General features: G+C 44.5%; 12 protein-coding genes. 3 read left to right on the top strand and 9 right to left on the bottom strand.

Annotation, left to right across the window (positions count from 1 at the left end; all coding sequences use genetic code 11):
• Nucleotides 1–3 precede the first annotated feature (3 nt).
• From G9G57_RS01675 to G9G57_RS01655, 5 genes are read right to left on the bottom strand one after another with little or no spacing between them, the layout of a single operon-like run.
• Nucleotides 4–1,452, bottom strand: a complete 1,449-nt coding sequence (locus tag G9G57_RS01675) for a discoidin domain-containing protein (protein ID WP_019688899.1) — start codon at nt 1,450–1,452, stop codon at nt 4–6.
• Nucleotides 1,449–4,295, bottom strand: a complete 2,847-nt coding sequence (locus G9G57_RS01670) for a contractile injection system protein, VgrG/Pvc8 family (protein WP_164964402.1) — start codon at nt 4,293–4,295, stop codon at nt 1,449–1,451. Before G9G57_RS01670 ends, G9G57_RS01675 begins: the two co-directional genes overlap by 4 nt.
• A gap of 48 nt (nt 4,296–4,343) precedes the next feature.
• Complete coding sequence (locus G9G57_RS01665; RefSeq protein ID WP_017428631.1) at nt 4,344–4,721, bottom strand: DUF4280 domain-containing protein; 378 nt, start codon at nt 4,719–4,721, stop codon at nt 4,344–4,346.
• A 14-nt stretch (nt 4,722–4,735) separates the two neighbouring features.
• The gene (locus tag G9G57_RS01660) at nt 4,736–5,248 is read right to left on the bottom strand and encodes a hypothetical protein (protein ID WP_016822743.1); all 513 of its coding nucleotides are present in this window, start codon (nt 5,246–5,248) and stop codon (nt 4,736–4,738) included.
• Complete coding sequence (locus G9G57_RS01655) at nt 5,232–5,837, bottom strand: hypothetical protein (RefSeq protein ID WP_126666461.1); 606 nt, start codon at nt 5,835–5,837, stop codon at nt 5,232–5,234. Before G9G57_RS01655 ends, G9G57_RS01660 begins: the two co-directional genes overlap by 17 nt.
• Before the next feature lie 368 nt (nt 5,838–6,205).
• Here G9G57_RS01655 and G9G57_RS01650 point away from each other — a divergent pair, with 368 nt between their 5' ends.
• Nucleotides 6,206–7,390 carry a GAF domain-containing sensor histidine kinase gene (locus G9G57_RS01650; protein ID WP_126666462.1) on the top strand — a complete coding sequence of 395 codons (1,185 nt, stop codon included), beginning with the start codon at nt 6,206–6,208 and terminating at the stop codon, nt 7,388–7,390.
• A gap of 131 nt (nt 7,391–7,521) precedes the next feature.
• Here the strand turns inward: G9G57_RS01650 and G9G57_RS01645 are convergent, their stop codons facing one another.
• Nucleotides 7,522–8,478, bottom strand: coding sequence for a nucleoside hydrolase (locus G9G57_RS01645; protein WP_013373589.1), 957 nt, complete (start codon nt 8,476–8,478; stop codon nt 7,522–7,524).
• 214 nt (nt 8,479–8,692) lie between these two features.
• Here G9G57_RS01645 and G9G57_RS01640 point away from each other — a divergent pair, with 214 nt between their 5' ends.
• Complete coding sequence (locus G9G57_RS01640) at nt 8,693–9,286, top strand: hypothetical protein (RefSeq protein ID WP_017428635.1); 594 nt, start codon at nt 8,693–8,695, stop codon at nt 9,284–9,286.
• A 76-nt stretch (nt 9,287–9,362) separates the two neighbouring features.
• Here G9G57_RS01640 and G9G57_RS01635 read toward each other — a convergent pair whose 3' ends face one another.
• From G9G57_RS01635 to G9G57_RS01625, 3 genes are read right to left on the bottom strand one after another with little or no spacing between them, the layout of a single operon-like run.
• Entirely contained in the window at nt 9,363–9,971 is a 609-nt protein-coding gene (locus G9G57_RS01635) for a pentapeptide repeat-containing protein (protein WP_019688903.1), read from the bottom strand.
• Nucleotides 9,972–10,009: 38 nt separating this feature from the next.
• Nucleotides 10,010–10,519, bottom strand: coding sequence for a MarR family winged helix-turn-helix transcriptional regulator (locus G9G57_RS01630; protein WP_016822737.1), 510 nt, complete (start codon nt 10,517–10,519; stop codon nt 10,010–10,012).
• The gene (locus G9G57_RS01625) at nt 10,509–12,881 is read right to left on the bottom strand and encodes an ATP-dependent DNA helicase (protein ID WP_164964401.1); all 2,373 of its coding nucleotides are present in this window, start codon (nt 12,879–12,881) and stop codon (nt 10,509–10,511) included. Before G9G57_RS01625 ends, G9G57_RS01630 begins: the two co-directional genes overlap by 11 nt.
• Before the next feature lie 168 nt (nt 12,882–13,049).
• Between G9G57_RS01625 and G9G57_RS01620 the strand changes: the two genes are divergently transcribed.
• Nucleotides 13,050–14,126: a diguanylate cyclase gene (locus G9G57_RS01620; protein WP_164964400.1), complete on the top strand. Its 1,077-nt coding sequence runs from the start codon at nt 13,050–13,052 to the stop codon at nt 14,124–14,126.
• Nucleotides 14,127–14,235 lie beyond the last annotated feature (109 nt).

Genomic DNA, 14,235 nt, shown 5'->3' with positions numbered 1-14,235 from the left:
ATGCTAGAAAAGCCGTATATCAGAAATGCATGTATCCTGATATTTTGTTCCACGTTCAACTGATAAAATCGTAAGTTTGATAAATGAGGTATGAATAGGCTCCTTAAATTTTTTACGTGTGTTAAAATCATTCATTTCTAGAGAGGAACCATCCGAGAATTCCAGTTTTAGTTGTTGAACTCTATTATTCTCCCGATAACTTTTTTCAGATTTAGCATATCCATTAATAATTTGGATGCCATTTACCTTTTGTAAAGAGCCTAGGTCTAATACTATTGTTTCTCCTTCCCCGTTGCCGTTCACGCCTTCACACCATGCAGTAGATGAATCTCTATCTACCAAATTTTTGGCGTCATAAGTTTGCGTGCCTTTACTTGGCAGAGTCGATGAAGCTTTAATTTGATGCACTTTTATCTCACTTTCATACTTAGAAAAGTCATTAGCGGTGTAAAACCACTGCACAGGTGTCGCCATATTTTCATTAATTATAGTGATAGATGCGACTTTACTTTCTAAACCTGTATTTATATTCAGTTTATAGTTGGATGGCGAATCTAACTTTTCAAACCATACCTCCGAACCATCTCGAGACATTAAGGGCTGTTCCATCCCCTTGCCTAAAAGGCGCCGCTCTTCATTATTTAAATTTAACAAGTACGTTTTATTTACAGACATGGAATCAATAGAGTAGATTAATTGATTCTTCTGAGTCCATTGGTTGACTATCGCCATACCAGAATCTATATGGATTTTCTTAATGAATCTATAATTCGATACATCAAATATGACAAGATTCTGCTGGCTGTCGGTAAAACAAAACTGGGTACTATCTGGTGAAAATTGTCCTAGATGAATGTCATCTATATCTATAGAACTTCCATCTAAATGAATAGCTGTTGATTGTTTTGTTACCGTATCATATATATACGTTCTATCTTTATCCTCATATAAATACTTGGTTAAATCAGGAGAAATTACCGGACGGTTATAAGGTAGTTTAAATTCATTGACTTTGTTACCCGAATCCAAATCATAAATCTGTATTATTAATTTCGCTTCATTAAATAAATCTAATACGAATGCGACTTGACCCCCATCTTCTTGAACTCTCCCTACATCTACATAGGAATCTCGATATTTCTCTTTATCCTCCTTCGGCTGTAGGAGACTAATCAGTTTCTTGGCATTTAAGAACCGTTCGACTTTTGTCCCTTCCAGCTGAACTAAATAGGTTTCAGGATCTTCTCTGCCTTCTTCTATCGTTACAGCCCATTCTTTCTTATTTTTCTCCTTAACAAGCTCCGTTTTATTATCTTTATTAGATGATGCTATCGCTTCTGAAGTCACACCTACTGTTTTCGAAGAAAAGGAAGTGGGGTCTTTTGGAGAAGCATTACATGCTGACAACATAATTAAAAAAAGAATGACTAATATGCTTCTGATTATCTTCACTTTGTTCTATCCTTCCGATCAAGAATAGCTAATCCTTCTACAGGATTAGCTTTTTCATTTAATGAGTTCTTCACCACGCCTACTGAACTCAGAAATCTGACATACTCGTCTTTATGAACCGTTATACAAGCTGTCGAAGTTGGTTTAGGCTTTTTATCAGCATTATAGCCCTGGTGTATATTTACACCTTCTGCTGTGCACTCCTTTTTTTGACTTCCTTTGGTTGCTGGAACTGGTGCACCATTCCGAATACGCAAAGCAGGATAAGTACTCAAATGCAACCCGCCTACAAACTCATATACTCCATCTTTAACCGTTTTATACTTGCTCTCATAATCAGGAAGTGTGCTGGCATTTTTGCTTGTATACTTAATCTCGCCGTCTATCACCACAATTACCATTGCTCCATATCGACCTTCCGGGTGGTCTTCTTGTTTATAACTATAAGAACCATCCCCTTCAAAGAAAAACACAAGCGGTGCTTTACGATTCGAGGACAGCTTCTTTTGAATGATACTACTATTGGTATAATCGTTTACTCTGTACAGAGCCCGGGCTTGATTACCTTTTATGCCTTTACTACTTATATAGCTTTCAATCTTTTTCACCGCTACCAATCCATCTTTATAATCCTTAGGATCTAATGGCTTCGTTTCCTCTTTCGACGGTTTATCAGGAGTAGTCGGCGTCTTCTTGCCCGGTTCCGTTTTCGTTGTTGGAGCTGCTGGCGTTGCAGCCTTATTAACCTTAGGCCATGGAAGAATACCATTGGCTACTTGATGCAGGTATACGGCCAGTACATCCCGACCGTAGCCCTTATTCTCCAGGCCGTATTTTTTCGCAAAAGCATGCAGTGCGGCGTTAAGCTCTTTATCCCAATCGCCTGTAGTTGGTAGCTTGTACGAGAAGCTGTCTGGATACTTCTTGGCAAGCTTGTTCAAATTCTCTCTGGCAAGCTGACTGTTCACCCCGTACTTACTCCGCAGAGCGGCCGCTTCCTTAGCAATAGCCTTTTGGTCGGCAACGGTCAGCTTATGGGCCGCATCTGCGTATTGCCCGGACAGTTCCTCCAGCCGATTCGCATCCAGATAGGATTTGGCTGAATGACCACGAATCAGCTCGTTGATTAGCACGTTGTCACGCAGTTGGTTGGCGAGAAGATGCATCTGCTTTTGCTTGGCCTTGTCGTTTGCGCCATGCGCTTCCCACCATTGGGACGTGTATCCATGCATTTGCGCTCTGGCCCAGGCAGGCATACGATCTATTTCTGCCACCTGCTGACGCAATTGCTTGGCCTTGGCCGCTGCTTCCTTGGCCCCCTTTTTGTCCCCTGCTGCCACGGCCTTGTAGTAGTCGGCTTTGTACTGAAGCAGCAAATCCTGTACCCATTGTGGATATCCCTTCCCCTTCAATTCTTGAATCAGGGATTGATAAGCTTTCAATTCGGCATCAGGCATCTGATTTTTCATGAACTTACTAGCCTTGATATGAAGTGTTCCATCGGTTCGGATATAGCTGGTTTTGCACGTCAGAGATATTTCGCGAGTAGCGGTCATCTGTACCTTTTTGCCATGCAGCACCAGGTCTGTATCGGCGTGAAAGGTAAGATCGTGATGACTGTACACGTGAATACCAGATGCAGGATTTAAGCGTACAAGTATCTTGTCTTTCTGGGTGGAGAGGGCCAATTCCTTATCATCGAATCTCGCCACTTTTTGTGATTTGGTATGAAGCAGCTTTCTGGATGGCTGGCTGATTTCATCTCCTGTGTAGTCTCTCTTACGCAGGGATTGAACTACACGAGCTTCCTTTTCTTTGTTGGATGGAAAATACAAATGGACATGATCCCCAAGCTCGGGCATGCAATGCCAGCCGATCCCATCACCGGTATACATAGTGGGGTAAGCAAACCAGCACCCTTCAGCTTTGGACTGCGTGGAATCTACGGACAAGTGAAGTTTAACGGATTCGTTTTCGCTATTTAATTCAATAACTTTCCCTTCAATAGAAGCACCTTTGATAAACTGATTATGTATAACCTCCCTCGGAATGCCCGCTTCTGGAACGAGAACGTAGTCATATGTCATAATGCCCTGCTTCATCTCTGCATGAATCTGATCAATAACCCAATGCTTTCGTCGAAACAAGACCACATCTCCAAGTTCAAAACGTTTCGTGTCCTCCACTTCAGCATACGTATACTGGGGGCCTGACTTTGTTTTTTGGAGGGAAAAGTTAATGCTGCTCAGTTCACCTTTCACCTGTTCTTTTGAGGTACCTAACCATAGCCGCGGAAATACGGATGTAATCTCGGCAATCAGTCCAGTGTGCAGATGAGAGGCCATCCTTTTCAGAAACTCCCAATCACTCTCCCCATACTGAATAGTAAAGCCGCCGAGCTTTTGGTTGCTGTCTGTCAGGTCAATAAAATCGCCGTGTGGATAGCTATCTATAAGCTCCCGAAACAATTGATAATACGTCAAGCTGCTGTTTTGAAACGAACGATTTTTCCGTTGTCGATCCAGCATATATGTAAAAGAGGCTGCCTCTATGTACATGTGATATACACCATTTGTGAATCCAATTCTAATATGGGTGACGATTCCTTTAAAGATGCTTACTGTGCCTCGATCTTCATCCATCTCGTATACCTCTAGCACATCCTCATCATGCGCTAAACCATCATATTTCGCATGATCTTCATCCGGTATGAGAGCAGTGATGTACACTTTGCCGTGCTCATTTACCTTCAGTGTCAATTGAACATCCAGTAGACGGACAATTTCATACGGCGCATTCACTCTAATATTTCCATAAGTCAGCACAGTTCCTGCCAGTCCCATCTTACTCCCCCCATTTGTCTTAACATGTGATGTTTCTACAATGAGTAGCTATTCCTGCCCATCTGACGTGAATGAAATTTTCCCGCACCACATGCATAGGTTCGTGGAGCAGCTCATCAGAGCCGGAGATTGATCTACGTATACATCCTTCTTTCCATTCAACCAAGGCATAGACACGCTGGGTATGCAGGGTTGCGGAATGATTCTTCCAGAATTGCCCTTGTTAGCAGAAGAAACTGTAGGATTGTGCATACTACGGCACATGCCGAAAGATGGGATATGCGTCTGCGGGTGAAAATCCTGAATATTCCCCTGCAATTTATCACCAATACTAATCCCCCTGTTAGCTGAAACACTAAACCTGCCCGAATGACTTCCATAGGTACACTGTATCTGTGCCCCGTCCACTACATAGCTCTCACTCATGATCGGACTCTCCTTTATATAGACGGCCTCTCCGTATCAACCTTTTGTAATTTCAAGCCAGCCAGATTAAACTTCAAAATACATTCAGCTACATCTAGGTCCACAATGATATGCTGATTGGCATGCTGAACCCTGAATATCTTATGATTCTCGACTGCATATTCATCTAAAATGATTTTCTTCAGTGTACCGTCCCTATGACATTCGCTAAGTGGTGATAAACACATCAGGCTAGGCGGATGAGCCAGCCAATACCTCGTTTGCTGCATACGCTGCATATCAGCAAAAACAATCAGCTTCCAGCGTAATCCGGCTTGGTATATATCAAAGATTTCCTTTAGTTGCTCAGAAACAATGGCTACTGGTTGCTCTATAAAATCAATATAGTCCGCATCGCCTGATACATAACATTGCAAAATAGACTCTTCATCAGTACACAATGAGCGTTCTGCCCATTCCAACATTTGTCTACGATTTGTCTCTACTGGAAACATATACTCTGTAATACGATTATCCTGTTGAATCATGTAGTACTCCATAAGCTGTTGGATACACCACCTCACTGATTCCTTTATACTCTCCTATTCTTATTTCCAAATCGTTCTCGCATTTCAATGCTTGGAATTCAGGGAGTTGTACAGCCTGCTGTATAGCGTCTTTAGCTAATTTCAAAATGTATTGATGAAATTCCCACGCAGCCTGAAGGACATATCGCTCGACATCAGGCTGAATAACCTTATTCATATAAGGTTTTCGAAGCTGATTCAGTTCGTCCTCCATTTCTGCCAACAAGCTGAACGCCCAGCCTGCATCATAGGTTCCATGCCAAGGTTGAGGGTCAAAGTACCAATCCTTACCATACATCTCGATGACATAGTTATAATTGCGATCCATCAGATATGTGCGCCGCATAGAATAGGTAATATATCCGATTCTTATTTTGGCCATTTCTGCAGAATTCGCTTGCAGGCAGATCAATTGAAAGGAATGGATAAAAGAGAAGATGAGCTCTTCTTTTCTGTGCTCATACAAAGACGCCACCTGATGTAATTTCTGATTCAACACAGCTTCCCCATAGGTCTTATGGAAGTGATCTAGGGCTTCCAGTCTATTCATAATTCCACCTCTGAACCTATTATATAGAATATTTACATGATTTTACTGGTTCTATTCTCCTATTTAATTACACTTTTTTCATATGATGAGATTGCAAACGAATGTATAAAAACCCAAAAAAATCATTTTATGATTTCATAAATGTGTACTCGCATACCCCATACCTCTTAGAAAAACTGTAGACTAGACCTAGGAGATGAAGGTTTGTGCAAATGAATAGGTAAATCGAAGTAGAAAGCTCGGTTTATAATGAAATAATCATGTATAATTAACGATACGCTCCAACAACACTTTCAGAGAACCAGGAATGGGGTACACAAACTACTAGAGTTTTGATAACCACCACTTTGCATCAGGATTGGAGACACATGACTACTTCACCTACAGGTTTTTATAATAGTATTCAAGAAGCTACCGCACACGTCATTGATGTGCTGAGTGATATTTTACATGTAAATACCATTTTTATTGCCGCTAATGATGGGGTTACCAATGTGATTTTAGATTCATTTAACCGGGAAGAGGTACTGGTTCGCAATGGTGAGGAGCTTCCTTTTGAGCTTAGCTATTGCAGTCTGGTGCTGAACCATTCCGCCGATTATCTCACCATTTCGGAAACGTCTACTCACCCGTATACATGTGGTTTAGATGTGACTAAAACCATTGGGAACCACTCATTTACAGGAATTCCTATTCGCATGAAAGATGGTCAGGCTTACGGAACCATTTGTGTTTTGGATGCGCCATCTGCCCATTTGACAGAAACGGAAATAAAGGCTCTTCAGGCTATGGCTGTATTTCTGGGTTATGTGGTAGAACTGGAAAAAGACAAGTTCGATGCTGAAGTCTCTTCTATGAACAAGCTGGATTTGATTTCTTCCCTGAGTAATAAAATTCGGTTTTCGCTCACTGAAATTTGGGGAGCCACGGATCTCATGCTGACCACGGAGTTAACAGAAGAACAACAGCAATATATGAGTATCATGGAGTCGAGCAGTCGCTCACTTTTGATGCTGCTGAATAATATTTTGGATTATAGCAATATTGAATCCAGACAGATTGATGATCTTGAGGACCCATTTGACCTGAGAACGATGATGGAAAATGTGTTGAGCTTGTACACAGAAGTAGCTGTGCAACGGAATTTAGAATTGAAGCTGGATTGGAATCTTGCCAGTTCGCCTATTTTTATCGGGGATGAGGCTAAAATTCGGCGTATGCTGATTAATTTGGTGGATAATGCAGTGAAGTTTACAAGCACAGGATCAGTCATCTTATCTGCAACCACTCAATCTGTGACCGATGCGCCTGAGGTTGAATTGGAAGTACGGGTGAAGGATACCGGAATTGGTATATCTCCGAATAAGCTGAAATTGTGGCTTGAGCATGACCATGGGTACCCTCCCTCATATGACAATCCCGGCTTGGGTTGGCAGATTACCAAACAGCTGTTGAAACGAATGAATGGTAAAATGACAGGGATTAGCGAACCTGGTAGAGGGACGGAGATTACGCTCCAGTTTACCCTGAAAATATACCAGGAGTCAGCCTGAACAAACGGTAGGCTTGCGATCATATTGGGCCAATTAATAAAACCCGTGACAGATAGCGTCACGGGTTTTAGCTATGCATACGCACTAGGTAGTATGATCACTGTATGCCACACGTTTGTGGACAGTTGGACTTAGTAACGTTTGGGAGCAGCCTGCTTGGCCAAATCCGCCATATACGTAAAGAAGGCTTCCGGGTCTGTATCATATACCAGGTTCACAGGGCGTCCATCCGCCTGTTCCACCGTTCTGCCCTGACTTGGGCCTTCTGCGATAACACTGCAATGCACCGTCTTTTTCTTGACAATATCCGGGCGTCCTACAGATGCAGTGGTCAGTACATCCCACAGGTAATATGTTGAGTTGGTCTCGCTATACACGAGCGGAGGACATCCTGCGTAACAATTGCCCAGGAAATCAACGCCTTCATATCGGCGCTCGGCAGCCCAACGATTGCGTACGGCTGGAGTTAAAGGCACTTTGCTTGTGCTTTCCAGCGCTACCAGATCAATTGTGATGCCGCTTTGCCATACTCGATAGGCCGCTTCCGGGTCCCAGAATACATTCCACTCTGCGGTACCGTCATGCTCCGGCTCCTCCACATTCCCTTTTTCAAAGGTGCCGCCCATCCATACCAGCTTTTCAATCTTGGCTTCAATATCCGGTGCTTCATCCAGCGCCCGTGCCAGATCGGTTAGCGGTCCAGTGAATAGCAACAGCGTTTTACCTTCAGCTCCGCGTACCTTTTCAATTAGATGCTGATGAGCTGGCAGGGATGAAAGCGGTGCTTCCATTCGCCCCGATTCATTCAGCACAGGTAATGCATCTACATAGAAGGAATGTAAACGCCAAGCGGCAGGAAACGGATTTTTACCGCGTGAATTAGACTTGGCGACTTCAACAGGCCCTTTATTTTGTCCAAAACGATCAATAATTTTACGGCTGGCATCCGTCGCCGGCTCCAGGTAACCATCTGCTGGAATAACCGATACTCCGGTCAAATGAACCTGTTCCATCTGAAGCAGCATAAACAGGGATACTAGATCATCCACTCCACCATCATGATTAAAATAAACGTTTGTCTGACTCATCTGTCTCTTCCTTCCTTTATCCCCGTAAAACAGGCTTGTTCTTTTATCGGCAACCATCCTTCATTATGCCTGATCGCTACACAGGAGTAAATGTGTGATAGTACGTGCATCAGGGATTTTTTTATCTGCTCCATGCTTAAAAAAGGTAGAATTGTGTGTAATAACAGGGTAGAGGCATGGGTCCTAATCGGAAGCGTAGGAAGGAGAGATGCATATGACAGTCCGAACAATAGAAGAGTTGGAGCAGATCCGCAAAGAGTGTAAATCCATGGTGACGAAAAGGGCCGCAGCTTCAGGGGGAGCTGTATTGGTCCCCATTCCAGGGGCTGACGTTCTTGCTGATGTCGGCATTTTGATGCAGCTACTGCCTGCCATTAATGAAAAATTCGGATTATCTGAGCAGCAGTTGGAGGGTCTGGATGCAGAAACAAAGTCGATGGTGTATGGCTTTATCACTTCAATTGGCAGCAAGCTAATCGGACGACTCATCACCCGAGAAGCCATCGTGAAGATTTTGCAGAAAATGGGCATTCGCATCGCCACCAAGCAGGTTAGCAAGTTTGTCCCTCTACTGGGGCAAGGACTAGCCGCAGCGATTGGCTTTACTGCAATGCGGACCATTGGCAACCGGCATATTGATGAGTGCTACGAAGTGGCCAAACGCCTGCTGGAGCAGCAAACTGCCGCAGATACGGCACGCAACTGGACAGTACCACAGCAGCCTCTAGATCCCGTGGGAGTTGATCAGTTGCCAAATCAAAATCCGGCAGCAGCGATTCCGCTACTGCCGGCATCCCATAAAGAATAATTTTTCAGACTTAGTATTCTCCAATTCTCCAGCACGGGGTAACACAGGTCGAGACAGCCCTTGTATCTCCGTGCTTTTAACCATCTATCTTGGCTCCATAGGAGCGGGCCACTGCTACGGCCTGCTCGATATCTAGCTTAGCTCCGGTGATGTCCAAATCTTTAAAATTCACGCCATCCATCTTCGCACCGCGCAGGTCTGTTCCTTGAAGGTGGGCTTTGTGCAGCCTTACCCGAGTAAGATCCGCCTCCCGCAAATCTGCCTTTTCCAGATGGCATTCGGATAAATCAGCTTCCTTGAAGCGTATTTTTCGCAAATCCTGTTTTCTTAAATCTGCATGACGTAAGTTCGTATAGGACCAGTCTCCGCCCGTAATCGTGATCCCATCCATATTTGCCCCTGCAAAGTCTGAACCTACCAGCTTACAGTTATCAAACCGGACTACAAACAGATTCGCGCTGGTGAATAGACAATTGGTAAAAGCGGACTCCTTGTAGTGAGATGCATTCAGGATGGCTCCGGTAAAATCACAGTCCACAAAGGTACAACCTTCTACAAGAGACTCATTCATCTCTACACCCCGAAAGCGACAACGGGTAAACTCGCAATTTCTCCACTCGCCTTCTCTGGCATCCATTGAGCCAAAATCACGGCCTTCATAGACCTCATCTGTATAAAAGAACATATTTCCCTCTCCTATTCCTTATCCCCGACATCAGGAATTCAGCTTTTCGGCAACGACCGCTCAAAACCGTTTTTCATTTTTCCAAGCAAACCCTTCATCATCTTATGATCCTGTGGCGTAAACTCAGACATGCATGACCGAATCAGCTTCGTATAATAAGGGACTATCTTACTTAATAGCTCTCGTCCTGCCTCTTTTAAGCCGACAGTCACCATCCGTCCGTCACTCTCATGAGCCACACGTTCAATCATGCCATCTCGCTCTAATCCGTCGATCAACCCCGTCATGGTTCCACGCGTGACATCCGCTTTTTCCGCTAACTCCGATGGTGTCATGCGATGCGGCGCATGGCAATGCAACAGACTAAGAACAATAATCCGGCCCTGAGAAGCCCCCAACTTGGTCAAATCTGTATCCATTTCCCTGAAAATACCGTTAGCCAAGCGCGCAAATGTCACAAAAGTCTCTATATTATCTACTTCGGCATCCTCATGTCCAAAGCTACGCAGCACCCCGCGTATGGAGTCATTATGAAAATTAAAATTCATAGTCCATCCATTCCTTCCTTAAATCTGCTTGTTCCGTCAAACGGTAGCTTTTCCATTCGTCTGGCAGCAAAGAAGCATATGGCTCCTTGGCAAAACGATCATCTACCAGGACCAGCAGCCCTTCGTCATGCTCTGTGCGAATAAGTCTGCCACCTGCCTGAAGAACCTTGTTCATCCCTGGATATACATACGCATAGTTGAAACCATTTCGTCCCTGTTCCGAAAAATAATCCCGCAGCACATCCCGCTCCGCTCCAATTTGCGGCAAGCCGACGCCGACGACCACTACCCCGTTTAAGCGATCACCCGGTAAATCGACGCCTTCAGCAAACACACCCCCTAGTACGGCAAACCCAAGCAGGGTACGCTCTTGCCCAGGCTGGAAGGTGTCCAGGAACCGATCACGCTCCGGTTCGGTCATACCTGGACTTTGTACCAACGTATCTGCAGACACGTCCCGAAGCATGAACTCCTCATATACCTCACGCAGATACGGATAAGACGGGAAAAACACAAGGACGTTCCCTTTCCGCTCAGCAACCAATCCAGCCAGCATATCGGCAATCGCCCCTTTGGAACGCTCACGATCCCGATAACGGATGGAGAGCGGCAGCAGGCGTACATCCCATTGCTCCTGATGGAAAGGGGAAGGGACCTGTAACGTATAGTCTTCCTCGCTTGCTCCGAGCATGTCCCGGTAATAAGCAAGCGGTGTCAATGTCGCCGAAAAATATATAGTTGAGCGGTAGTTCTTTACAGCCTGTCCCAGCAAATGCGAAGGATCGAGGCAGAACAGCTTGATCCTCACCTCACTGCGCCCCGCTTCAATATAAGTAACGTAACGTTCATCGTATAGAGCAGCGATTCGCAGCATATTTTGAGCGGTAAAATACGTATCCAGAAGCAATGCGTAGGCCGTCCCCTCACTGCTTGCGCGGCTTGTACTGCTCCCCGTCACCAGTTCACGTTCAGCAGCTTCCACAAAAGGCACTAACAGCTCTAGCACCCCTTGCGGTGCTGATGTTTCCACTGCTTTTCCTGTATCTGCATGCAGCTTGCGCAGCGTAATCATATGTGCGTTCACTGCACTCGCAGCCGCAGCAATCTCAGGGCTAAGCAACTTAAATTCTCTCTTCAGTTCCAAAAAAGGAGATTTAAGGATTTCCGCCGAAAACATGTCCCGACCGCGTTCCACCAGATTATGCGCCTCATCCACCAGCACAACACCTTTTCGCTTGTGCTCCTCCAGCAATCTTTTCAGAGAAATCCGTGGATCAAAAACATAATTATAATCACTGATTATACCATCTGAGGCATACGCCACATCTAGCGAAAATTCAAAGGGACATACCTTATGCTTGCGCGCATAATGCTCAATCACCGCCCGCGTCATTAACGTCTCATTCGCCAAAATATCGGACACCGCACCGTTAATCCGGTCGTAATAGCCCTCGCACATGCTGCATGCTCCTGCATCGCAATCGTTTTCATCCTTGAAGCAAATTTTATCCTTCGCCGTCAACGTTACCACATGCATGTGTAGCCCTTGGGCCTGCATTCGGGCATATGCCTCTTCAGCTGCTGCCCGAGTGGTGGTACGAGCCGTTACATAATATACTCGCCTAGCCAGTCCTTCGCCAATCGCCTTAATCGCAGGATACAAAGTGGATACCGTTTTACCAATACCTGTGGGTGCTTTGGCAAACAGGTTAACCCCTTCGGCAATCGTCTTATACACCGAACCCGCTAGAGTTCGTTGACCTGAGCGATACGTGTCAAAAGGAAACTCCAACATAGCAATACTGGTATCCCTCTTCTCCGCATGTGCTCTCAGCAGGAATGCATACGGTGCATAACCAGCAATCATTTCCTGAGCGAAAGCCTCCAGCTCTGCAAAAGCTAGCATCAGTCTGAAGCGGCGAATATTTTCACTGTGTGCTTGTACATAAGTAAGTTGAACTTGCATGGAATGATGCTGTTCCTCACGAGCAATCATATAGGCATACAGAAATGCTTGTGCCCAGTGCACCGGCTGGCCGTCCCCCTGAATATCTTCGAGGGGCTGAGAGATTGATTTAATTTCATCAACCGTCCATACGCCATCCAGCTCAATCAATCCGTCACAGCGGCCTTCAATGATAAACAATTCGCCCTCATACAAAATTTCTGTACGTAAATGCACCTCTTTGCGGTCATGCTCCTTGTAACCTTTCTGAATAACCTGATGCACGCGAGTTCCTTCCTGCATACTGCTATTCGAACGAAAGCCGCTCTGAATGCTGCCACTTCGATGCACATATTCCACAAGTGGACGCACCGAAATGTGAATTGGTTCCTTCATACGATCACCCGTTCCGGTCATAGTCCTTACACTGTACCACGTAGATCAACGAAACGTAAGGGACATAAGAATCGTTTGTGGTCGATTGGTATTCATTCATATCTACTTTTTACCGAAATATAGAAACGAGGCCTTTTACTTTATTCCCAACGATACTACAACTCACATTACAGCAAAAAGGACAGGAACATGTTAAAAGAATTAATTAACAATTTTGCGTTATTAACGAGCTTCTTATTCTTTGGAAATTTATTTTCCCGGAAATATGAACGTTACCTGAAAAACCACGCACTTATTCACCGGGTAATGAATGGTTTAATGCTGGGTCTGTTTGGCATTCTGTTAATGATGACCGGTTTATGGATTCGTGGGCACTTTGTGGTTGATCTGCGCCAATTGGCGATTATCATATCTGTTTATATGGGAGGATCAGTATCCGGACTACTGACCACTCTGATCATAAGCCTGTACCGTATTTACATCACTGGAGGTTGGACGGATATTTCTTTGACTGCTACTGTCAATTGCTTCATGACATTAGTCGTTTCACTTATCTTTATTCGAGAAAAAAAGCTAACACTCGGCAAATGGATGTCAGCCGTGCTTGGAGCTGTTGTTGTGTCGCTGTTATCTACTTTCTTTGTGGCTAATCCTCCGAATTCGGAAACTATTATAATAATCACAACCGTTAAGATGCTTGGCGGCTTGTTCACTTATTTTATGATGTCCCATATCAAAAAAACAGAACGGGCTATTCATCTGCTGGAAGAAGCTGCAAACCGGGATCATTTAACCGGGTTATACAGTCCGCGTGCTTTTGATGCGCTGTTCGAAGAGGTACTTCATGCTTCCAAGACTACAAAAAAACCCTTTGGACTCGTGATGCTAGATATTGACCACTTTAAAAAAATTAATGATACGTATGGCCATTTGAACGGAGACACCGTCTTAAGCCAACTGGGAATTCTGTTAAACCGGGAATCTACAACAAGAGCATATCCCTCCCGTAAGGGCGGAGAGGAATTTGCAATTTTACTCGGAGATTGTGATACCGAAAAGGCGGCAAGCTTTGCTGAGAAGATTCGGAAAGCTGTGGAAAATGAATGTTTTCTCTTGAATGACGGAACCATAATCTCTTTAACCGTATCCATCGGAGCAGGCAGTTCTCCTGTCATTGCATCAAGGCACTTACTCGAAAAAGCAGACGAAGCATTATATGAAGCTAAACGGTCAGGACGCAATCGGGTAAAGTTGGCAAAACCATAATTATTAGTCGCTAAATGTCAGGAAAGCTGGATTAATGTTAATAAAAAGTGGTAAAATGGAAATAACATCGTTATCAAAAAAACTTCTGCCGCTAGTGGAGACATGCCTT

The sequence above is a fragment of the Paenibacillus sp. EKM211P genome, assembly GCF_011066175.1.
GTDB lineage: Bacteria > Bacillota > Bacilli > Paenibacillales > Paenibacillaceae > Paenibacillus > Paenibacillus polymyxa.
The sequence above is the reverse complement of the archived record's forward strand: the minus strand, read 5'-3'. Positions and strand labels throughout refer to the sequence as shown.

Bases quoted from the DNA above. Each gene is read 5' to 3' on its own strand.
- G9G57_RS01635 (WP_019688903.1), bottom strand. From the start codon at position 9,971: ATGTTCTTTTATACAGATGAGGTCTATGAAGGCCGTGATTTTGGCTCA.
- G9G57_RS01630 (WP_016822737.1), bottom strand. From the start codon at position 10,519: ATGAATTTTAATTTTCATAATGACTCCATACGCGGGGTGCTGCGTAGC.
- G9G57_RS01620 (WP_164964400.1), top strand. From the start codon at position 13,050: ATGTTAAAAGAATTAATTAACAATTTTGCGTTATTAACGAGCTTCTTA.
- G9G57_RS01660 (WP_016822743.1), bottom strand. From the start codon at position 5,248: ATGATTCAACAGGATAATCGTATTACAGAGTATATGTTTCCAGTAGAG.
- G9G57_RS01665 (WP_017428631.1), bottom strand. From the start codon at position 4,721: ATGAGTGAGAGCTATGTAGTGGACGGGGCACAGATACAGTGTACCTAT.
- G9G57_RS01650 (WP_126666462.1), top strand. From the start codon at position 6,206: ATGACTACTTCACCTACAGGTTTTTATAATAGTATTCAAGAAGCTACC.
- G9G57_RS01645 (WP_013373589.1), bottom strand. From the start codon at position 8,478: ATGAGTCAGACAAACGTTTATTTTAATCATGATGGTGGAGTGGATGAT.
- G9G57_RS01655 (WP_126666461.1), bottom strand. From the start codon at position 5,837: ATGAATAGACTGGAAGCCCTAGATCACTTCCATAAGACCTATGGGGAA.
- G9G57_RS01640 (WP_017428635.1), top strand. From the start codon at position 8,693: ATGACAGTCCGAACAATAGAAGAGTTGGAGCAGATCCGCAAAGAGTGT.
- G9G57_RS01670 (WP_164964402.1), bottom strand. From the start codon at position 4,295: ATGGGACTGGCAGGAACTGTGCTGACTTATGGAAATATTAGAGTGAAT.
- G9G57_RS01625 (WP_164964401.1), bottom strand. From the start codon at position 12,881: ATGACCGGAACGGGTGATCGTATGAAGGAACCAATTCACATTTCGGTG.